The organism is Haladaptatus sp. CMSO5 (genome assembly GCF_036689885.1).
Taxonomy (GTDB): domain Archaea; phylum Halobacteriota; class Halobacteria; order Halobacteriales; family Halococcaceae; genus QDMS2.
In genome coordinates this window covers 77,164-97,973 of sequence record NZ_JBAHVW010000003.1, presented here as the reverse complement: position 1 = coordinate 97,973, position 20,810 = coordinate 77,164, and the positions used below count along the sequence as shown (strand labels likewise).

Annotated in this window: 14 protein-coding genes; 13 read left to right on the top strand and 1 reads right to left on the bottom strand. The window is 54.3% G+C overall.

From position 1 onward, the window contains the following. From V5N12_RS16855 to V5N12_RS16840, 4 genes are all read left to right on the top strand, one after another. Window positions 1-2,853, top strand: a complete 2,853-nt coding sequence (locus V5N12_RS16855; protein ID WP_332900394.1) for a DUF1156 domain-containing protein — start codon at window positions 1-3, stop codon at window positions 2,851-2,853. 63 nt (window positions 2,854-2,916) lie between these two features. After that, a complete protein-coding gene (locus tag V5N12_RS16850; RefSeq protein WP_332900393.1) occupies window positions 2,917-3,795 on the top strand; it encodes a hypothetical protein in 879 nt (292 codons plus the stop codon). Further along, on the top strand, window positions 3,795-4,562 hold the full coding sequence (locus V5N12_RS16845; protein WP_332900392.1) for a hypothetical protein: 768 nt from the start codon (window positions 3,795-3,797) through the stop codon (window positions 4,560-4,562). Before V5N12_RS16850 ends, V5N12_RS16845 begins: the two co-directional genes overlap by 1 nt. Window positions 4,563-4,633: 71 nt before the next feature. Beyond that, entirely contained in the window at window positions 4,634-8,572 is a 3,939-nt protein-coding gene (locus V5N12_RS16840; RefSeq protein ID WP_442904994.1) for a helicase-related protein, read from the top strand. A gap of 147 nt (window positions 8,573-8,719) precedes the next feature. Here V5N12_RS16840 and V5N12_RS16835 read toward each other — a convergent pair whose 3' ends face one another. After that, window positions 8,720-9,910: a transcriptional regulator FilR1 domain-containing protein gene (locus V5N12_RS16835; RefSeq protein WP_332900390.1), complete on the bottom strand. Its 1,191-nt coding sequence runs from the start codon at window positions 9,908-9,910 to the stop codon at window positions 8,720-8,722. Between the two features lie 224 nt (window positions 9,911-10,134). Here V5N12_RS16835 and V5N12_RS16830 point away from each other — a divergent pair, with 224 nt between their 5' ends. From V5N12_RS16830 to V5N12_RS16785, 9 genes are read left to right on the top strand one after another with little or no spacing between them, the layout of a single operon-like run. Next, a complete protein-coding gene (locus V5N12_RS16830; RefSeq protein WP_442904993.1) occupies window positions 10,135-11,868 on the top strand; it encodes an ABC transporter substrate-binding protein in 1,734 nt (577 codons plus the stop codon). Beyond that, entirely contained in the window at window positions 11,865-12,896 is a 1,032-nt protein-coding gene (locus V5N12_RS16825) for an ABC transporter permease (RefSeq protein ID WP_332900388.1), read from the top strand. Before V5N12_RS16830 ends, V5N12_RS16825 begins: the two co-directional genes overlap by 4 nt. Continuing rightward, window positions 12,893-13,792, top strand: a complete 900-nt coding sequence (locus V5N12_RS16815; protein ID WP_442904992.1) for an ABC transporter permease — start codon at window positions 12,893-12,895, stop codon at window positions 13,790-13,792. Before V5N12_RS16825 ends, V5N12_RS16815 begins: the two co-directional genes overlap by 4 nt. After that, window positions 13,789-14,901, top strand: a complete 1,113-nt coding sequence (locus V5N12_RS16810; protein ID WP_332900387.1) for an ABC transporter ATP-binding protein — start codon at window positions 13,789-13,791, stop codon at window positions 14,899-14,901. Before V5N12_RS16815 ends, V5N12_RS16810 begins: the two co-directional genes overlap by 4 nt. Next, a complete protein-coding gene (locus V5N12_RS16805) occupies window positions 14,894-15,970 on the top strand; it encodes an ABC transporter ATP-binding protein (protein ID WP_442904991.1) in 1,077 nt (358 codons plus the stop codon). The genes V5N12_RS16810 and V5N12_RS16805 overlap by 8 nt, the downstream gene beginning before the upstream one ends. 5 nt (window positions 15,971-15,975) lie before the next feature. After that, window positions 15,976-17,067: a DUF917 domain-containing protein gene (locus tag V5N12_RS16800; RefSeq protein ID WP_332900385.1), complete on the top strand. Its 1,092-nt coding sequence runs from the start codon at window positions 15,976-15,978 to the stop codon at window positions 17,065-17,067. Next, window positions 17,060-18,604 (top strand): hydantoinase/oxoprolinase family protein, encoded by a 1,545-nt coding sequence (locus V5N12_RS16795; RefSeq protein ID WP_332900384.1) that lies wholly within the window; start codon window positions 17,060-17,062, stop codon window positions 18,602-18,604. The genes V5N12_RS16800 and V5N12_RS16795 overlap by 8 nt, the downstream gene beginning before the upstream one ends. Beyond that, complete coding sequence (locus V5N12_RS16790; protein ID WP_332900383.1) at window positions 18,604-19,686, top strand: DUF917 domain-containing protein; 1,083 nt, start codon at window positions 18,604-18,606, stop codon at window positions 19,684-19,686. The genes V5N12_RS16795 and V5N12_RS16790 overlap by 1 nt, the downstream gene beginning before the upstream one ends. Beyond that, window positions 19,686-20,801, top strand: coding sequence for a DUF917 domain-containing protein (locus V5N12_RS16785; RefSeq protein WP_332900382.1), 1,116 nt, complete (start codon window positions 19,686-19,688; stop codon window positions 20,799-20,801). Before V5N12_RS16790 ends, V5N12_RS16785 begins: the two co-directional genes overlap by 1 nt. Window positions 20,802-20,810 lie beyond the last annotated feature (9 nt).

Here is a 20,810-nt window from a genome sequence, read left to right as displayed (position 1 = left end):
ATGAGCAATAAACAGGACCCTACGGCCGAGCTGAAGCCATTAGCCATTGAAGGGAAACTCCCCCTCAAAGCAGTTGGTATCGAGAATCTCAAAGAAGCGAATCCAAAACATATGCCACCTCATCGGTATATTCATCCTTGGTTCGCTCGACGACCGACTCCCGCTTCCCGATTAGCAATATTGGCGTCGGTCCTCCCGAGAGACACCTCGTCTGATGAATTACTCCAATTAATGAAAATTGGGCCAAGGGAATTGAATAGTGAGATAGCGGAATACGTTGAAGAAAAGAAGGCGACTGAGTCTGAGCGAAAGGGGACGCTCGGTGAGCACTATGGGTATCCCCGTCCATTCACCCAATCACCCAACGAACAAGAAATTTCAAATCTTCATTCTAAGCTTAGAGATCAATGGAACGGGGAACTACCTACGATATTAGATCCGACAGCAGGTGGCGGCGTCATTCCTTATGAATCTATTCGTTACAAGCTCCCCACGAAGGCTAATGAGCTGAATCCGGTGCCATCGATTATTCTGAAGGCCTTATTGGAGTACGCACCTTCCGTTGGATCAATAGAATCAGAGGCCCAGCACTGGGCCAAAAAGATAAATGAAAGAGCCTCAGAGAATTTGGCGGATTATTTCCCCAGTCCGGAGCCTGGACAGAAACCAGATACATATGTTTCGTCTTATAAGATAGAGTGTCCAGAGTGTGGCGGTGATATTCCTCTGGTTCCAAAGTGGACAATCAAGTCCGGCAGCGTCTTCGTCAAGCCAACACCGAATTCGGATGGCTCTGTCGATTTCAAATGTCTCGTTGATCCAGACGACGATGAGATGGCAGACTTTGATCCCAACAATGGGTATGTTGATCGAGGGGGAGAAGCCACGTGTCCTCACTGTAATGTAGTCACAGAAGGTGATGCAGTAAGACAGAAATTCAAAAATGATGAATTTGAATATATAATTTACTGTGTTAAATACCAGAAGAATGGTGCTGGTTCGGGGTTTCGGACTCCTGTGGATGCAGACTATGATGCTCTTGAACTGGCGGAGGATCGCGTTGAGACCGATTATGAACTTGCAACACTTCTCTCCACAGAGCGGTTTGCTGGCCACGCTGACCGGGCAATCGCATACGGTGTAACTGAACTCCGCGACTTCTTTTCGCCTAGACAACTTATTGTTCAATCTGAATATCTTCAATCGTTCAACCATTACAAAGCACAAATCTTGGATGAATACGATGAAGAGAAAGCTGAGGCGATTCTCTGCATTCTTTCGCTTTCATGCAGCAAGCTGATCGATAGGAACTCGCGGTTAGCAGATTGGGACACCAGCAAGGGGTATCCGAGCCGGGTTTTCAAAGGGAAAATATTGGTATTCACACGAGTATTCACGGATAATAACTTGACGACTGGGACTATGGACTTCCAGTCGGTTTTTTCAAAAGTACTCGATTCGTATGAAGAACTAGTGAATTATCTTCCGGCAGATGTTCAACCAGCTGAAGTCACTACTATGGATGCTGCACAAGTGACATATGATGGGGATGTGCAAGCCGCTATCGTAGATCCCCCTTATTATAGCAGTATTATGTACTCTGAGCTGGCTGACGTATTCTATGGATGGCTAAAGGAATATCTGGGAGACGTATATCCAGAGTTATTCAGGTCTCGTCTGACAAATAAAGAAGATGAAGCTGTAGCGAATCCTGAGCGGTTCAACGGGGTAGCCGGGGAATCCCAGTCTAAAAAGAAATTGGCGGATGAATTTTATGAAAACAAAATGAGTGACATATTTTCTAATCTATATGAAGAGTTGGAGTCTGGCGGTGTTATGACGGTAATGTTCACTCATAAAGAAATAGATGCGTGGGACACTCTTGCAAAGTCACTCATCAATTCTGGGTTTATTATAACCTCAACCCACCCGATTACCAGCGAAATGCCTCAGCGGGCAAATATGCGGAGTAGTGCGTCTGCCGACAGTACTCTTCTTCTCACCGGGCGGAAGCCTCATTATGAAAGCGACCCTGAAGAATCCATTCCTTCTCTGTGGAACGACGTGAAATCCGACACTCGACTAGCAGCAAAGACAGCTGCTCGAGACCTTATTGATTCTGGGTTGAGTCTCACTAAGACGGACGTTATCATCAGCGCATTCGGACCTACTCTCAGAGTCTTTGCTAATGCTTACCCAGTCGTCGATGACGAAGATAAACGGGTTCCACCTCGGCGTGCACTTGAGGAAGCACGTGAAGCGGTCACACAAGTTCTTGTAGATGAATATCTGGAGGTCGAAGGTATTGATGATTTAGATGACATCACTGAGTGGTATATTCTTAGCTGGCTGGTTCATGAATCACAGACGTTCTCGTACGATGAGGGTCACCAGTTAGGTCTTGGTATCGGTGTTGACATCGATGATATCAAGCGTAGCACAAAGACTTGGAGGAAGAGCCGCGGAGACATCCAACTTCGAGGTCACGCTGGTCGAGTTCAGAATACTAACGAGAAACCCGAGAACCGCTCCAGTCGGACGCCGGTGAACCCCGACGACCTCACATTCAGTCTCGCGCTAGACAAGGTTCACGCCGCGATGCACGTCTACGACGTACAAGGGGAGAGCGCTTGCTGTGATTGGCTCCGTGAGCGGAATTTCGACTCAGATTCGACGTTCAAAGCGACGCTCAAAGCGCTCCTTCAGGTGCTTCCCCACGATCACGATGATTGGGAACTCGCTCGCGATCTCGCTGTGGGGCGGACGCGAGACGTCCTTGATTTGGACTTCAGCCCGAACGTCTTTGCCGATGACAATGAGCAGACCCAGCAGAAAGGCATCGACGACTACTGAGTAGGCACTTCCCATCTCTGATTTCCGCATTAGACTTATTTTCACACTCTTTGATACGTCTGTATGGCCCCGCAGCGAGCAATTCCCGAGAGAGGGATTGCATCCTTATCTTCAGGCGTCGAGGATCTAAGGAACCGATTGAAGCAGCTTGTCGAAGAACTCGCAGGTGAACGAGACGAATTTGAGACGTCTCCGGTGAACGGTCGGATCTACCCTGCGGATTCCATCGACTATTGCAACAATTCGGGTCTCGTCCAAGGTGGCAGCTCTCCGAGCTACTGGGGTGGCCTCTGGTCGCTCACCTGCTGCAAGCACAAGATGCGTCAGGAGCACTTCTTCGATTACTTTGAGGAAGTCGAGCACGGCGTACTCCGTCCCACACAGCCCTTGTTCGTCTTCACCTGTGCGGGGAAGATGGACTCGGACACGCCGGATTGGGCGGCTGAACAAAAGCGCTGGCTCACCAGTGTGGCTCTCGTCACCCACGCGTTCAGAGGGATGGACGACTACGGCCGGTTCCTCCTGGAGCAAGACGAAGCGGCCTGGAAAGATCGGATAACGACGCAGGACTCGTCCGAGGAAACTGCTTGGGCGAGGAAGAAGGGTGATTGCCACGCGATTATCGATGATGGCGGGGTGGTCGGCGTCGATTCCCCCTATCCCGAGCACGACCACGTGTCCAGCTCGGGAACCACCTCGTGTGGCTGTAGTACGACCGTCAATCCGGAATACGACCACGTCTATCACAAGGACAACGACACGTCGATTCTGAAGTTCGCCTCGACATCGGACTACTGGCTGAGTTGGTCGGAGCCCCCGTTCTACTGGACCGTTGGGAATGGGCCAGACGCTTGGGGAGGGGGACAGGGGAAGCGAGTTTATCACGACTCCAGTGAGTCGCAGACGGACACCATCTTATCCGAGCTCAGGAGTGTGCTCTGATGACTGTCGTCCTCGTCGGCGTCGGAGCCGATACGGAGCATCTCCGCCCCGCGCTAGAGCTGACTGAAGGCGGGGAGTTCGACTACATCCCGATCCCGGAGTCGTACTCCACGACCGAGGAATCCACGTACGGTAATTGGGAGTTGCAACACAGGGGCGGATACGCGTCCGAGTTCGTCGACAAAATCAGTCCCAGAGGAGAAGATAGTGACTGGATCCGGGACTCTGAGCGAATCGAATCCCATGCGGTACATCACGATCCTAACTTCGAGACGATGACGTTCGGTGATCGACGAAGACAGGGTAGAAAGGGGACGACGTTGGTGAAACATCTTGAGTCGACGGGCAAAGACGTGCTCGGCTTCTACACTGGGATGAGAAAGGGTCCGGAAGATTCGAACCTGAACCGATTCCTCTACGGGTACATGACGGTCAAAGTGATCCACGACCTGTCTCAGCTTGACGGAGACGAGTACCACGATGCAATCGGACAGTTCCCTGAGAACGCACACGCTAAGCGACTCGCCGCAGCTGGTACTCCCAAGCATGACGACCTCGTAATTGTTGAGGGATGCAGTCCTACCTCGAAAATAAGGACGCCAATCAAAATCAGCGAACGGCTTGATCAGCCCCCCTGGTATCAGGTAAGTCAGAGCTTCGCAGACGAATTCAACGTGAAGGGTGGACAGAAGGGAATCGGTCGAAAGTTCCCGCTGATTCTGGATATGGACGGGGATGTGTTCATAAACAAGATTGAGCGCGCCTGAATCAGTTCTCCAGCACTCTTCGTCACACAATATAAGTGGGAATGCTGTGAACTCAGAGTCAAGTTTCCATAATGTCGACTTTCCCGGATCGAACTTGGTCCTCAATCTACGAGAGCAAGCCCGCTGCCGACGGGATGTATCTTGTTGACGAATTCTACGTACCCGCGTTGGAACGGTCAATTCGATACGACCGAATTGCGGGCTACTTCTCTAGCAGCGCGCTCGCGGTTGCCTCCAGAGGGATTGACGCACTCCTCGAGAACGACGGCGAAATGCGATTGGTTGTGGGAACGGAACTCTACACGACTGACCGTCCCGTTTTCGAGGCGCTCACCGACGAGCTCACTGAATCTCTGGACGAACTGGACGACGAACAACTGGACGCCCAGCTCCAACTTCTCGCTCGGCTCCTCCGTGAGGATCGGCTTCACATCAAAGTCGCTGTCCCTCGTCAGGGTTCGTGGCGCATCTTCCACCCGAAGATGGGTGTCTTCCACGACGAAGACGGGAACGCGCTCTCTTTCGAGGGGAGCGTCAACGAGACCGTCGGTGGGTGGAAGAACAACTACGAGCGGTTCAAGGTCCATCGTTCGTGGGTCGACCAACAGTCGACGTACGTCGACGGCGACGTCGACACGTTCGAGCGCCTCTGGAAAGACGAACATCCCTACGTCGAGGTCTACGACCTCCCAGAGGCCATCAAGGAAGAACTCATCGACTGGAAAGACCCGGACTCGCAGACGAAGCTTGAGGAAGCAATCCAGATCGCCCGAGGCGAAGCACCCCCGACCGACCGCGACAAAGCCAATATCATCGCTGACGGCCCGCTCTCTCCCGGCGGTCTCGCGCTCGCGGAGAAAGGGAGTACGATCACGCCGTGGCCGCACCAGCGGGTCGTCTCCGACACGCTCGTCAACACCTATCCGAACAGCTTCTTGCTGTGCGACGAAGTCGGCCTCGGAAAGACAATTGAGGCCGGCTTGACACTCTCACGTCTTGGACTCACCGACGAACTCGAAACCGGGCTGTTGCTCGTTCCAGCGAGTCTCACAGTCCAGTGGCAAGAGGAGATGTGGGAGAAGTTCAACCTGAATACGTATCGATACGAACGTGGGAGTGACTACGAATACGCCTTCATCGACGCCTTTGGTCGTGAGCACACTCCTCCTACAGCATCAGAACTCGACCTCGAGAGTAGCGAACACAAACAGGCATGGGTCGAGAGCCCTATCTGGAGATTCCTCCACGAGCAACAAACCGCCGCCAGCGCCCCGTCGATCATCATCATGTCCTGGCACACGGCACGGCTGAAGGACCGGTGGGATCAGGTAGCACCAGAGGACGGTGGCCACGTCCGGACGCGGGAGGACGTCCCAGGGAGCTGTCGTGGCCGACAACCAGCGAACCGAGAGGGTGTCTGGGATGCCGTCATCGTCGACGAGGCACACAACGGCCGCGAGGGAAGCAACTTCTACTCGATGCTCGAACGGCTTCGTGATCATACACAGACCTACTACCTGCTCACGGCAACGCCGATGCAGCTGCACGCTGGCGAACTGTATGATCTGATGGCTCTGCTTGATCTCCCCGGTGAATGGGGCAATCAGGAAAACTTCGTGGAGTTCTTTGAGACACGACGGGCACTCACGAAGGCCTTCGACGAGGTTTTCGGAGGGGGCGACTCGTCTGGACACACCGACTCCTGGTCCGCACAAGCAACCCTTACTGAGGGGAGATACCAGGACCGTATCTCTGGGTCTCGAAGTCTCTCAGATCGGGTCTTCGACTCTGTTGGTGCAGAACTCGACGTGAGAGATGAACAGCACGCACGCTCCATCGCGAAGCAGCGTGTCCTGCGTGCCTGTGACCTCGCTAGCGATTATGGTGAGCACTACGACGGGTATATCGACCTGTTCGAGTCCTCGATGGAAGAGTACGACGTCGATCCGTTCGACGCCAAGGAGGACGAGAAGCTGAAGTATCTTCTCTATCCCGAATGGAAGGCCGACGAAGAGTGGCTGACCTACTCACGAAACGAGCGACTTGCCGCGCTTGACGAGCTGTCAGAATCTGGCTGGCAAGTTGTTCAAGACGTTCTCTCTGAATCTACGCCTGTCGATGCGCTCATCCATCGGAACACTCGTGACACCCTTCGAAAGTACGAACGGGTCGGCCTTCTTGACGCGACGGTTCCCGACCGTGATCCAGAACAGCACAAGATTGAGCTCACTGAGGAGACCCGACGCGTGTACGACCGCATCGACGACTACACGAGGAAGTTCTACAAACTCGCCCAGCAGTCAGACGAGGCCGAATCTCGTGCTATCGGGTTTGTGATGACCACGTATCGGCAACGTCTCACCAGCAGCGTGTACGCGATTTCACAGAGTCTCCAAAACCGGCTCCGAAAGCTTCGCGGACAGCGTACCGTGCTGAAGGGTAAGCAACGGGCAAAGGATGGTCTTGATGTGAGTTCCCAGCAAGTCGTCATGGAGACACTTGCTGAGTATGATCTCGATGATTCCGAAGCGCTCGATGAGTTAGAAGGAGATCTCGAAGATGCAGACCTCGCGGAGATTATTCCTAACGTGACTGACGAAGGGCTCCACTTGCTGGAACAGGAAATTGACGAGTTAGAGTCGTTCGTGGATGAACTCGCAGCGATCGACCAAGACCCGAAGATCGGGCAGTTAATTGAGGATCTCAACGAGTTAGACCGCGAGGGGCACAACCGAGCGATTGTATTTACCCAGTACGCAGACACGATGGACTTCATCCGCCAGAGTCTCGTCTCTATACACGGTGAAACGGTTGCAACCTATTCCGGCCGTGGTGGTGAGGTGTACGACGGCGAGTCTGGAGAGTGGATACAGGTCGGTAAGGAGCGCGTGAAGCGCGAGTTCTCATCTGACGAAGGTCACGTCGATATCCTCGTCTGCACCGACTCTGCGAGTGAAGGGCTCAACCTGCAGGAGTGTGGCGCACTGATTAACTACGACCTCCCGTGGAATCCGATGCGCGTCGAGCAGCGAATCGGCAGAATCGACCGTATCGGGCAGCGGTTCGATGAAGTCGCCATCCTCAACTACAGCTACGAGGATACTGTCGAGACCGATATTTACGATCGACTCGACGACCGTATCGGCTTGTTCGAGAACGTTGTCGGCGAGATGCAGCCCATCCTCTCTGGGGTGAGCCGCCAGATTCGAGATGCAGCCCTCAAAACCGACCGTGAGGAGAGTAGACGGGTCGTCGAAGAGGCTGACCGCGAATTCTCCAAACAGATCGAAGAACAAGAGCAGGGTGACAGGGTCGATGTCGGTGAATCGCTAGACTCCACAGATGCGTTGGTCGCACAGGACGTTATTGATGAGGCAAAGCTCGATGCGTGGCAGTCCTACAACCATCCTGATATCGTCGACGTTGGTGATTCTGAGTACGAGTATCCGGCCCCGTTCGAGGTTGAGAGCCTGCAGGCGTTCTTCGTTGGCAATGAGACGCTGGTCGACTTAGGTGTCGAATTCACGCAAATCGGCGACCTGGAGCTTGATGTAGACCACCTCGACTCTGTCGACGAGTTCGCCTTTGAAGCGAGCACGTATCGACTCACTACTAACGGAACATCGATTGAGCTTCCGCAGTCCGATGGAGAGCAGACCCTTGCTCAAGCGATTGCACCAGCCGACGACATGGTCGCAGTGACGTTCTCCGCAGACTGTGCAGACGAATTCCCATCTGTACACCATTTAGCGCCCGGGAATCCCCTATTGAGCCAACTCGTCACCTCTATTCGTGATGAAAACGAAGATCCCCAGCGCTTGGTTCGTCATGCAGAGTCGCGAGATAGCCTTCCGACTAGGCCAATTATCTGTGGATGGGGACGTGATGGCGTACTTAGCCGACTTCTCAACGATGGGGCGATCGCCGAGGATATCGACATCAATGTGCTTCCTACCTGGTTCGATGGCTTCGAACAAAATCGCGACCAATCAACCACGATCTCGCTCTGAGTACGTCAACTCTCCGACTTGGAGAGAGCAGGTGTTTCTTTGTATTCCCGGTTTCTCCATTATCACGTGCCCAAAATTGACTCGGATGGTGGATCGTGATCCCTGATTTCAGGGGCCGTTTAATCGACACGCTCTATGAGCGCCATCTCAACTGAATCGTTGATTTGGTGTTGCGTCAGTCGCAATCCCTGGAGAGTTCTCCAGTGCTGGCCTCGCCTGTGCTTTGTACGTCTCATATAATTGCTCTCCCCATTTGACCAACGCATCGTCGGAACTGACTAGCATCGCAATATGGTCTCCATCTCCCCGTTCATTATACGAGCCAATCGCAACCTTCCGATCATCGTACAGCCCAATCCCGAGCGTCAGTGGCTCGTCAAGACGGAAAATCTGGAAATTATCATACGAGGAATCATCGAGAAAATGCTCCAGACCCGCCTCATGAAGATGGGTACCCACTGACTTGTCGACGATTGCTTCGCCCGCAAGGCCAAGCTTGAGCAGAGCATCGTACGCACGAAACAACGTTGGGTTGAAAATCGAGGTGAGCGCACGGAATTGCTTGAGTCGGGGGTCACAGAGATTGAGCGCCGCACCAAGGACAATCCCTGGTGAATCTGGCCCGGACTCAACCACCTTTGCCTCTTCAAGTGCATGGGCCGGGACGTCCGCTCGTGTGGGACTGAGTCGTTGGAGCCATGGCGCTTTCTCCATCACTTGTTCGATCGTCACCGCCAACTCATCGTAGGCAGTCAACACACGTTCACCCGCGGGCGTAAGTCGATTGCTGCCGTGAGCGGTTGTTGTCCAGCCCGCTGTTTCGAACGTCTGTAAGGCACGTTGGACGGTTGCACGCGACGGCGATCCAGCGACGTCCGTGAGGTCTCGGGGTCGCGCTTCGCCCGTTGAAAGCGCCTGCAGCAACCCAAGTGAATGCGTTGCACGGGTAAGAGCGGCGAGTTGCTCTTGATCAATTTCCTTGAGACAATCTTCAAGTGCGTTGAGGGTGAGTTTCCCGCTGGCAGTGAGTTCGTAACCACCTTGGTCACCCGCTGGTTTGGCCAGGCCGCGCTCAGTGAATTGCGTAAGGTGTTTCGAGGCGGTTTGGCGAGTCAGAAGGCCACGGTTGTGAATCGCCGACGGAGACATTGGCTGCTCGTCAAGCGTGCGTAACACATCGAGTCGTGCGGAGTCAACGAGGTTGCTGATACACTCACGGATGACTAGTCGCTCGCCGGTTAGTGGATTTGTCGCCACACGGTCGTTGTGTGTCACATTTTCACACCCTTGCGTTAATCTTCCACCGTCATTTGGCATGAATCTAGTGTAACTGTCCATCTAAGACTGGAAAATAATCTGTCTGGTTCACTGCAGCCGCGACTGTTCTCAGAATCATCCGTAAAGAATCGAGAGAAGTCGGGTCTGGTATTGCTGCGTTCGAAATGCCCACCACTGGTTCCAATTCGAAACTAACAGATAACTTTTTGTTCGTATTAGACCATATTTGGTTCCTATACGATACACTTATGTTCCACTATCTTGGACATGATACTGTATAACGTATGTCGAACGATGAAGACCCTCATGGACTGTCTGAAACCTACCGTAATCTGGGACCAGTTCGTGAACACCTCAACGATCCAAAACGGCGTCGAACATTCCTGAAAACGCTTGGGACAGTCGGTATTGCAGGGCTTGCTGGCTGCTCTAGTGGGAATGACTATGGTGGCGGCAGTAATGGTGGCTCCGACAACGGGAATAGCTCTAAAACAGATTCGGACGGGACGAGCGATTCAAGCGCGACGCTCCGCATGAGCGCGACTCAGCGCTTTGGAACCATTGACCCTGCGAAAGGGACTGACTACACCCAGGTTCTCGCGCTCGTTAACCTGTATGACCCACTCGTCTTCCCCGACACGGAGGGGAATCTTCAGGGACATCTGGCTGAGGACTGGACGGTTTCAGATGATAACAAGACCTACACCTTCACGCTCAGGGAGGGGGTGACCTTCCACAGTGGGAATCCTGTGCGCGCAGAGGACGTGAAGTTCTCTGTTGAGCGATTCCTCGATATTAACCAAGGATACTCCTCACTCGTTGGTGAGGTACTTTCAAAAGAGAATGTAACCGTTGAAGACGAACAAACCGTGTCGTTCACGTTAGACCGTGTGCACTCACCGTTCCTCGCGACGCTCGTGTTGTTATTCGTCGTCGACAAGAAGACTGTGCTGGATGAAGCAGGCGATGGAGACTTCGGCGACCGTGGGGATTACGGGCAGCAGTTCCTCAACGGTAACGACGCCGGGTCTGGTCCATATGAACTCGCAAATTTCGAGCGACAGGCAGAGATCTCGTTCAGCCGGTATCAAGACTACTGGAAACCGTTCAAAGACGGCGCGTACGACACGGTCACCGTGCCGATTATCACTAACGACCCAACCGTGCGCTCGCTTATGAAGACGGGCGAGCTCGATATGTCGAGCCAGTACCAGAGCGAAGAGACGTATCAGGCGCTGGAAAAAGAGGACGGTATCCGTGTTGAGTCGGTTCCGACAGTGACGATGTTCTACTTCAAGTTGAACACGCAGAAGGCACCTACGAACGACCCTGCCGTTCGCGAAGCAATCGCCTACGGATTCGACTACGAAACCGCACGAAATCAAATTGCACCGGGTTCACTCCCGGCACAAGGGCCACTTGCGTCGTCATTCGGTGTGCACAACGATGACATCGTCCAGCCGACGTACGATCCTGAAAAGGCAAAACAGATTCTCTCCGATGCAGGCTACTCCGAGGGCGATATCTCCATTCAGAATACCTACGTGAAAGATTACGGCCTCGAGGAGAAGATGGGGCTGTTGTTCCAGCAGAACATGGATGAGATTGGTATTGACGTTGAGCTCAATCCGCAGACATGGGGGACGATGACGGAACTCGCCACGAGCGTGGAGAAGACGCCACACGTGAATCAAGTGTTCTACGGACCGGTGTACCCGTCGCCTGATACGGTGTTCTACAACCAGTTCCACTCGAAAGCTGCATCGACGTGGATGAGTATGGAACACGTTGAGGATGACACGGTAGACGCGCTCATTGACGAGGCTCGTTCCACGGTTGACCCTGACAAGCGGGCACAGCTGTACGCTGAGCTGCAGGAACGACTGGCGAACTTGTATCCTAGCTTGTTCATCTTCGTGCAGTCGAAAAAACACGCGTTCGCTGAAGACGTAAAGGGGTACACCTTCCGGCCGTCGATGAGTTTCGATTACTGGTTTCACGACTTCTACCAGGGATGAAATATTGGCAATACCTCGTGCGTCGTGTCGCAGGCATCGTCGTGAGCCTGCTTGGCCTCTCGGTCATCATCTTCATCACGTCACGAGTCCTTCCCGGCAATCCCGCCCGGATGGCGCTTGGGCCTCTAGCCAGTGATGAACAAGTTCGAGAGCTCACGGCAGAGATGGGGCTCAACAAGCCACTCCTCTTTCAGTATTTCGACTACATGCAAGGACTGCTTGTCGGTGACCTCGGAACAAGCTTGGAGACAAAGCGTGCAGTCACGACGGACGTCATGCAATACCTCCCGGCAACGCTTGAGCTAATCACCGTGTCGATGACGATGACGATTCTGCTTGGCATCCCGTTAGGGGTTATTGCTGCCCAGAACAAAGACGGACTTACGGACAATGTGACGCGTTTTATCGCGTTTTTCAGCGTGAGTGTCCCAGGCTTCTTCATCGCCATCATCTTCCAGCTCGTTTTTGGCTACCTTCTCGAATGGTTCCCGATTACTGGACGGCTCGCCTCAGCGTACGCCGGGAACGTCTCTAAGTTCACAGGATTTCTTCTCGTGGACACACTCCTCTCTGGAAATGTTACGGCGCACATCAATGCATGGATGCACATCCTCCTTCCCGCACTCGCACTATCGCTTGCGGGTATTGGACAGGTGATGCGCATTACGCGGTCGAGTATGATCGACGTAAAAGACCAAGACTACGTGGAGGCGGAGCGCGGGTTCGGCCTTCCCTCGTGGCTTGTCACGTACAAGTACACGCTAAAGAACGCGTTCATCCCGACGCTCACGATTCTCGGGCTCTTGTACGCGTCACTGCTCGGCAATGCATTTCTGATCGAACTCGTCTATTCGTGGCCAGGGCTCGCCTCCTACGGCGTGACTGCGGTGTTGAACAATGACTTCAATGCCGTTGTCGGAGTGACGATGACGATTGGCATTGCATTTGTCTCGATTAACTTCCTGGTCGACATCTTGCTCGGGCGTGTCGACCCGCGAATTCGCCTCGCAATGGAGGATGCAACATGAGCACTGAATCAGTAACTGTCATCAATCGATTCGTCTCCGAAGAGCGTCGTGAATTGTGGAGTCGCTCGTGGAAGCGTTTCACGAGCCGTCCCATGAGTGTCATCGGCCTTGGTATCATTCTGACCGTTGTTCTACTGGCCGTGTTCGCTCCGGTGGTCGCACCATATCCCGCGCACGCTGGCAAGTTCACTGACTTCCAGAACACACTACAGTCGCCGAGTCTGGAACATCCAATGGGAACTGACCACGTTGGGCGCGACGTCTTGACGCGAGTTCTCTTCGGGTACAGACTCTCGCTCATGCTCGTGGGGGTTGTCCTCGGGTTCGGTGTTCCAGTAGGTATCATGCTGGGTCTTGTTGCTGGTTATTACGGTGGCTGGACTGAGACGATTATCATGCGAGCCACTGATACTGCATTAGCGTTGCCACCGCTCGTGATGGCTCTCGCAATCACATCCGCGTTAGAGCCAACGCTCGTCAACGCGATGATTGCCATCGCCGTCCTGTGGTGGACGTGGCACGCCAGACTCGTTCAGAGCATCGTGTCGAGTGAGCGCAATAAAGAGTACGTGCAAGCAGCGAAGCTCGCAGGGGCGAGCACACCGCATATCCTCTTCCGAGAGATTCTGCCAAATACGCTGTCGCCAATTTTGGTAAAGGTCACACTGGATGCAGGATTCGTCATCCTCATCGGTGCCGGGCTGTCGTTCATCGGCGTCGGCGTTCAACCACCGCAACCCGGACTCGGGACGATGGTGAGTCAAGGAACGTCTTATCTCCCCGACTCGTGGTGGGTGAGTATCTTCCCTGGCCTTGCAATCTTCGCACTCGTCATGGGGTTCAATATGCTCGGTGACGGGCTTCGTGACCTGTTTGACGTGGAGGTGAACCGATGAAACTCACTGAACCGGTGGCGGAAAACCCGCTCTTGAGTGTGAACGACCTCAAAGTCGGCTTCGAATCATTCGATGGGCTAGCCGAAGTCATCGATGGAGTGAACCTCTCTGTCGGAAAGGGAGAGGTCGTCACTGTCGCCGGTGAGACCGGGTGTGGAAAGTCCGTGACGATGAAGTCCATCCTTGGACTTTTGAACGAACCACCTGCTCGCGTGAGCGGCGAAATCACCTTCGACGGGACGGAGTTACTGTCGCTCCCTCGAAAGCAGTTCAACCGACTGAAAGGTCAACGGATGAGCCTCATCTTCCAAGACCCGATGTCGAGTCTAAACCCGACATTCACGATCGGTGAGCAACTGACCGATACAGCACAGTTCGGGGGGAAAAGTGATACGGGAATCCTGGAGTTTTTCCACCGGAAATACACTGGGAACGGGCGCGAGGAAGCCAAAGACCGTGTCTTAGAGATGCTTCGAGAAGTTCAGATGCCCGACCCCGAAAGTATCATGGAGTCGTATCCTTCGCAGTTGTCGGGTGGGATGCGACAACGGGCACTCATCGCACAGGCGCTGTTGAACGAACCAGAGCTCCTCATCGCAGACGAGATTGGGACTGCACTGGATGTTACAATCCATGACCAGATTCTCACGCTGTTGAAGAATCTGATTGAAGAACACGAGCTAAGCGTGCTCATGATTACACACAACCTCGGGGTGGCTCGGCAGGTGAGCGACCGGGTGTACGTGATGTACGGTGGTCGCATCGTCGAAACTGCTCCAACAGACGAGCTGTTTGAGAATCCAAAGCATCCGTACACCCAGGGATTGATTGCTTCGATTCCACGGCTTACCGGTGACGAAATGGCGGAAGGCATTGACGGTTCAGTACCGGAGTATCTCGACCCACCGCAAGGGTGTCGCTTCGCTCCGCGCTGTCCGTACGCAACCACAGAGTGCGAGCAATCGCGCCCTGAAATGTATGCCCAAGGTGATCAGGCAGGCGTTGAGTGCGTCCTCTACGATGAGTCTGTAGACGAATCAGAGCGACCAACCATCGAATTGACGCGCGAATACATGCGTTCACCACCGGAAGCCTTGAGAGGTGACTGATATGAGTGAACCCCTGCTCTCTGTTGACGATCTCAAGAAATACTTCCCGGTGAAAGGCGGTATCTTGAAGCGAACGACTGGCCACGTGAAGGCAGTCGATGGCGTCTCTTTCGACATCAATTCGGGAGACACGCTCGCACTCATTGGAGAGTCTGGGAGTGGGAAGAGTACGGTCGCTCGCACCATCATTGGACTGCATGAGACAACCGATGGAACGATTCGATTCGATGGCGAGGACATCACGAACCCATCCGACGAGCAACTCACTCACTTGCGTTCACGTGTCCAGATGGTGTTTCAAGACCCAACGTCGAGTCTGAATCCACGACGCACTGTCGGAAAGTCTCTCGCTGTCCCGTTGAAAGCACGCGGTGTCCCATCGTCAGAGATTCGAGACCGGGTGAGCGAGTTGCTTGTTCGAGTCGAGCTTAACGACGAGTACTGGAATAAATACCCCCACGAACTCTCAGGTGGGCAAAAACAGCGGATCAACATCGCACGGGCGCTCGCAGTCCAGCCCGACCTGTTGCTCCTCGACGAACCAACGAGCGCACTTGATGTGAGTGTTCAGGCGAAAATCATCGCCCTGCTTGAAGACCTCCAGGAGGAGTTCGGGCTGACGTACCTGTTCATTACGCACGACCTCTCGCTCGTTCGTAACTTCGCCGACGAAACGGCGGTGATGTACCTCGGTGAGATACAAGAGCATGGTTCGACAGAAGAGGTTTTTCACCGACCTCGACACCCCTACTCAAGAGCATTGCTCTCGGCAATCCCGGTCACGTCCGCCGAAGAGGAGGCGTACAAACCACGGCATGAACCGCTGCGCGGTGAAATCCCCAGTCCGCGGGACGTACCCACCGGCTGTCGATTCCACACACGCTGTCCGTACGCGACCGACGACTGCACGACGGCCGAACCAGACTTCACAGCAATTGCGTCCGGACCACACGTCCGCTGTCACATCTACGACGACGCATACCGAGACATATTCGACGAGATACCTGACGTTGCCGTTGTGGGCGCGACTGACGATGAGACAGATGAAATCACCCAGATGGAGCGATGAATCGTATGCAGATTACACGCGATAATCTCGATGACTTTGCCACTGGTGCCACCGTTCTTGGGACTGGTGGCGGTGGTGACCCGTATCTTGGGAAACTGATGGCCCACCAAGCCATCGAAGAACACGGGCCAGTTGACCTAATTGACCCAACTGAAGTCCCCGATGATGCCCTCGTCATCCCGAGTGCAATGCTCGGCGCGCCGACGGTAATGGTAGAAAAACTCCCGCAAGGGGGCGAAGCATTGGCTGCGTTCGAAGCGCTCGAAACCCATCTGGGTCAAGAGGCGTACGCAACGATGAGCATCGAAGCTGGCGGGCTCAACAGCACGATTCCGATTGCCGTTGCCGCTGCACTGAATCTTCCACTCGTCGATGCCGATGGGATGGGTCGAGCCTTCCCTGAAGTCCAGATGGTGACGTTCACCCTGGGCGGGATTAGCGCAGCCCCGATGAGCATCGCCGATGAGAAGGGAAACACGCTCTTTCTCGATACCGTTGACAACCAGTACGCTGAATCCTTTGCCCGTGTGACGAGCATCGAGATGGGTGGCGCGTGCATGATAGGCACGTACGCTCTCACCGGCGCGCAGATTCGAGAGCACGCGATTCTCAACTCACTGTCGCTCGCTCACGACATCGGCAAGTCGATTCGAACCGCTCAACAGCACTCTCGAGACCCCGTCGAATCGGTACTGGATCGGACAGATGGGTACGAACTGTTCGAGGGAAAACTCATCGACGTTCAGCGCCGAACCGAGGGCGGATTTGCCGTCGGTGAGGCGATACTTGATGGGGTTTCTGAGTGCGACGGACGCACGCTCACCCTTGACTTTCAAAACGAGAACCTTGTCGCTCGTGATTCTGCCCACGGTGTCATCGCGAGCGTCCCTGACCTCATCACGGTCGTGGACGCAGAAACAGGTGATCCGGTCACTACTGAGGGCCTGAAGTACGGCCATCGGGTCCGGGTCATCGGCATGCCGTGCTCACCAAAGTGGCGCACAGATGAGGGGCTCTCCCTTGTCGGACCTGACTACTTCGGATACAGTATCGACTACAGACCAATCGAAGAATTACAGGAAGCTCTCAATGACTGATTACAGACTCGGAATTGACGTCGGCGGCACGAACACTGACGCCGTCATCATGAACACAGACGACGAACTGCTAGCAAAAACAAAGACGCCGACAACCGAAGACATTACCACTGGCATTCTACATGCCCTTGATGATGTTCTCGATGAGAGTGGCATCACCGTGGATGCGCTCGGGTACGTGATGCTCGGAACGACGCATGCAACAAACGCAATCACGGAACGTCGTGGACTTAATGAGGTTGGTGTCATTCGAATCGGTGCACCGGCAACCCAGAGTATCCGCCCACTTTTAGAGTGGCCCGACGACCTTGCCGACGCTATTGGCAACAACGTCTCTATTCTAGACGGTGGCCACGAGTTCGACGGACGGACGCTGAATGACCTCGACGAAGCACAAGTCCGAGAGCAGGTCAGGGAATTCGCAGGCGTCGATGCCTTTGCGGTCACGAGCGTCTTTTCACCGGTTCGTGAAGACCACGAAGCACGAGTTGCCGAGATTATTCGTGACGAAGTCGGTGATGAAATTCCGATTTCACTCTCGAATGAGATTGGGAGCGTTGGACTCCTCGAACGTGAGAACGCAACCACCCTCAATGCAGCACTCACGAGCGTCGCAGACGAGGCCGCAAGTGCATTTGTCGAGGCGATGGACGAGCGTGGAATCGATGCAAATCTCTACTTCGGACAGAACGACGGGACGTTGATGAGCGTTGAGTACGCCATCAGATACCCCATCTTCACCGTTGCTAGTGGACCATCGAACTCTGTACGGGGTGCAGCGTATCTCTCTAACGTTCAGAATGGAATCATCGTTGACGTCGGCGGAACCACGACCGACGTCGGTGCGGTATCTGATGGATTCCCCCGTGAGAGCAGCGTTGCCGTCGAAATTGGAGATGTGAAAACCAACTTCCGGATGCCAGACATTATCGCCATTGGTATCGGTGGAGGTTCGCTCGTTTCGACTGATGGCGAGGTGATGGTTGGGCCACAGAGTGTTGGCTACAAACTCACCGATGAGGCGCTGTGTTTCGGCGGTGAGACACTCACTGCAACTGACCTCGAAGTTGCAGCGGGGACCATCGATATCGGCTCTGTGACGCCTGATATCGACGAAGAGACGGTTCTCGCGGCACGCGAATTTGTCAGGGGTCGCGTCGAACGGGCGGTTGACCGTATCAAGACGAGTGCTGAACAGGTTCCAGTCGTTATTGTTGGTGGTGGAAGCATTCTTGTTCCCAATGACTTGGAAGGGGCCAGTGAAGTTCACAAGCCAGACCACTACGAGGTCGCAAATGCCGTTGGTGTCGCTATCGCACAGGTCTCTGGTGAAGTGGACAGAATCTACAGTCTCGACGAAATGACCCGCGACGAGGCCATCCAAAATGCGAAAGACGAGGCGATTGAGAACGCCCTCGCCGCTGGCGCAGACACTGAGAGTATCGAGATTGTCGACATTGAGGAAGTTCCACTCTCCTACCTGCCCGGCAACGCGGTCAGAATAAAAGTGAAGGCCGCGGGAGCGCTTGACCACTGATGACTGTCGAAATCGGAGTCGAGGATATCGAGGACATTGCACTCGGTGCGACAGTCCTTGGAACGGGTGGTGGAGGAGGCCCCCATGTGGGCAAGCTTGTCGCTCAGCAAGCTATCGAAGCGCATGGCCCAGTCGAACTCATTTCCCCACACGACCTCAGCGACGATTCCTTTGTCGTGCCGACAGCACAGATGGGAGCACCAACCGTCTCAGTCGAGAAGCTTCCTAGTGGAATGGAAGCGATTGCGTCGCTCAAGCGACTTGCGCGTGAATGTGACCGGCAAGTAGATGCGACGATGCCCATCGAATGTGGCGGCATCAATTCGACGTTTCCGTTTGCTGTCGCCGCCAGGCTCGGCCTTCCTGTCGTCGATGCGGACGGAATGGGGCGTGCCTTCCCCGAACTCCAACACGAGACGTTCAACATCTACGGTGTGAGCGGGACACCTGCAGCGGTTAGCGATGAACATGGCAATACGTGTCTCATCGAGACTGCCGAAAATGACCACTTAGAGTGGCTCGCACGTGGCGTCACTATCCGCATGGGTGGTGTCGCCTACGTTTCGGATTATCCCATGAGTGGTAAACAGGTCAAAGACACGGCAATTCCAGGAACGATGTCCCTTGCACGCGATCTTGGCCACGCACTGCGGACGGCTTCCGACGACGCGATGGACGCGATTCGAGCTGTCACACGGTCGTCGATTTACGGGGAAGCCCAGAGCCTCTTTGAAGGGAAAATCGTCGATGTTCAGCGCCGGACTGAACACGGGTTTGTTTTTGGATTCGTCGATATTGACGGACTCGAATCTGACGAGGGTAAGACGATGCATATCGAATTCCAGAATGAGAACCTCGGTGCCCAAATCGACGATGAGTATGTCGCGACGGTTCCTGATCTTATTACAGTCCTCGACCGTGAAACCGGCGACCCGATACCCACCGAAAGCCTCCGCTATGGGGCTCGTGTCCGTGTTCTCGGCATTCGAACGCCAGAGATCATGCGAACTGACGAAGCGCTCGATGTCTGGGGGCCACAGACGTTCGGACTGAACACGACCTACAAACCACTAAAACACTAATGACATTCGACATTCCACGACTGACTGAAATCACTCTCGACGACCTCGAACCGCTTGGCACCGGTGCAGGTATCCTTGGAACCGGAGGCGGAGGAAACCCACGTATTGGGAGACTCCGCCTCCAGACACTGCTTGAGGACGACCGCTATCCAGATGCAATCGAGCTCATTTCCCCACACGATTTGTCCCATGATGCGACCGTTGCCAGTGTTGGTGGCATGGGTGCCCCGACGATCAGTGTCGAAAAATTGCCCAAAGGAGATGAGGATTATAACTCACTTCGAGCAATCGAGGCATTCTCTGGTGAAGATGTTGACGCGATCATTCCTGGTGAAATTGGTGGTGCAAACAGTATGGCGCCACTCTGTGTCGCGGCGATGGCCGACCTCCCAGTTGTTGACGGGGACGGGATGGGTCGGGCATTCCCCGAGCTGCAGATGGACACGTTCTTCATTTACGGTTCGCCCGTGAACTACGCTGCAACGACTGACGAGCGCGGCAATCAAGTCGTCTATAAAGACATTGACTCAGCAAAACGCCTCGAAGATTTTGCTCGGGCAATCACTGTCGAGATGGGCGGCAGATCGGGATACGCCTTCCCCCTTATGACAGGGGCGTTTGTTGCTGAATACGCAATCCCACATACGGTGTCGCTCGCTACTGAACTCGGTCACGTTATCGAACGCGCACGTAACGGTACTGTCGACCCAGTTGTCGCCGGTCGAGAACTACTGGGTGGCACAGAGCTGTTCACTGGGAAGGTCATTGACGTTCACCGACGAAATCGCGACGGGTTCGCGATGGGGAGTGTCACGCTCGCAGAACTTGACGGAAGTTCGAAGCTCGAAATTGAGTTCCAAAACGAGTTCCTCATCGCCCAAAATGATGCTGGTGAGACGCTCACGACAGTGCCCGACCTCATCTGTTTGGTTGATCAGGATACCGCCGCTCCGGTGATGACCGACGCCCTTCGATATGGTCAGCGAGTTCGCGTCCTCGGCGTCCCTGCGCCAGAACTTCTCACAACTCCAGAAGCACTCGATGTTATTGGTCCAGAATCCTTTGGTTACGACCTCTCCTACAAACCACTAGACCGAAGCAACACAGGTTGGTAGTGAAATGAG

Coding starts and splice junctions, on each gene's coding strand:
- V5N12_RS16815 (WP_442904992.1), top strand. CDS start 12,893: ATGAGCACTGAATCAGTAACTGTCATCAATCGATTCGTCTCCGAAGAG.
- V5N12_RS16795 (WP_332900384.1), top strand. CDS start 17,060: ATGACTGATTACAGACTCGGAATTGACGTCGGCGGCACGAACACTGAC.
- V5N12_RS16810 (WP_332900387.1), top strand. CDS start 13,789: ATGAAACTCACTGAACCGGTGGCGGAAAACCCGCTCTTGAGTGTGAAC.
- V5N12_RS16850 (WP_332900393.1), top strand. CDS start 2,917: ATGGCCCCGCAGCGAGCAATTCCCGAGAGAGGGATTGCATCCTTATCT.
- V5N12_RS16785 (WP_332900382.1), top strand. CDS start 19,686: ATGACATTCGACATTCCACGACTGACTGAAATCACTCTCGACGACCTC.
- V5N12_RS16800 (WP_332900385.1), top strand. CDS start 15,976: ATGCAGATTACACGCGATAATCTCGATGACTTTGCCACTGGTGCCACC.
- V5N12_RS16825 (WP_332900388.1), top strand. CDS start 11,865: ATGAAATATTGGCAATACCTCGTGCGTCGTGTCGCAGGCATCGTCGTG.
- V5N12_RS16855 (WP_332900394.1), top strand. CDS start 1: ATGAGCAATAAACAGGACCCTACGGCCGAGCTGAAGCCATTAGCCATT.
- V5N12_RS16840 (WP_442904994.1), top strand. CDS start 4,634: ATGTCGACTTTCCCGGATCGAACTTGGTCCTCAATCTACGAGAGCAAG.
- V5N12_RS16830 (WP_442904993.1), top strand. CDS start 10,135: ATGTCGAACGATGAAGACCCTCATGGACTGTCTGAAACCTACCGTAAT.
- V5N12_RS16845 (WP_332900392.1), top strand. CDS start 3,795: ATGACTGTCGTCCTCGTCGGCGTCGGAGCCGATACGGAGCATCTCCGC.
- V5N12_RS16835 (WP_332900390.1), bottom strand. CDS start 9,910: ATGGACAGTTACACTAGATTCATGCCAAATGACGGTGGAAGATTAACG.
- V5N12_RS16790 (WP_332900383.1), top strand. CDS start 18,604: ATGACTGTCGAAATCGGAGTCGAGGATATCGAGGACATTGCACTCGGT.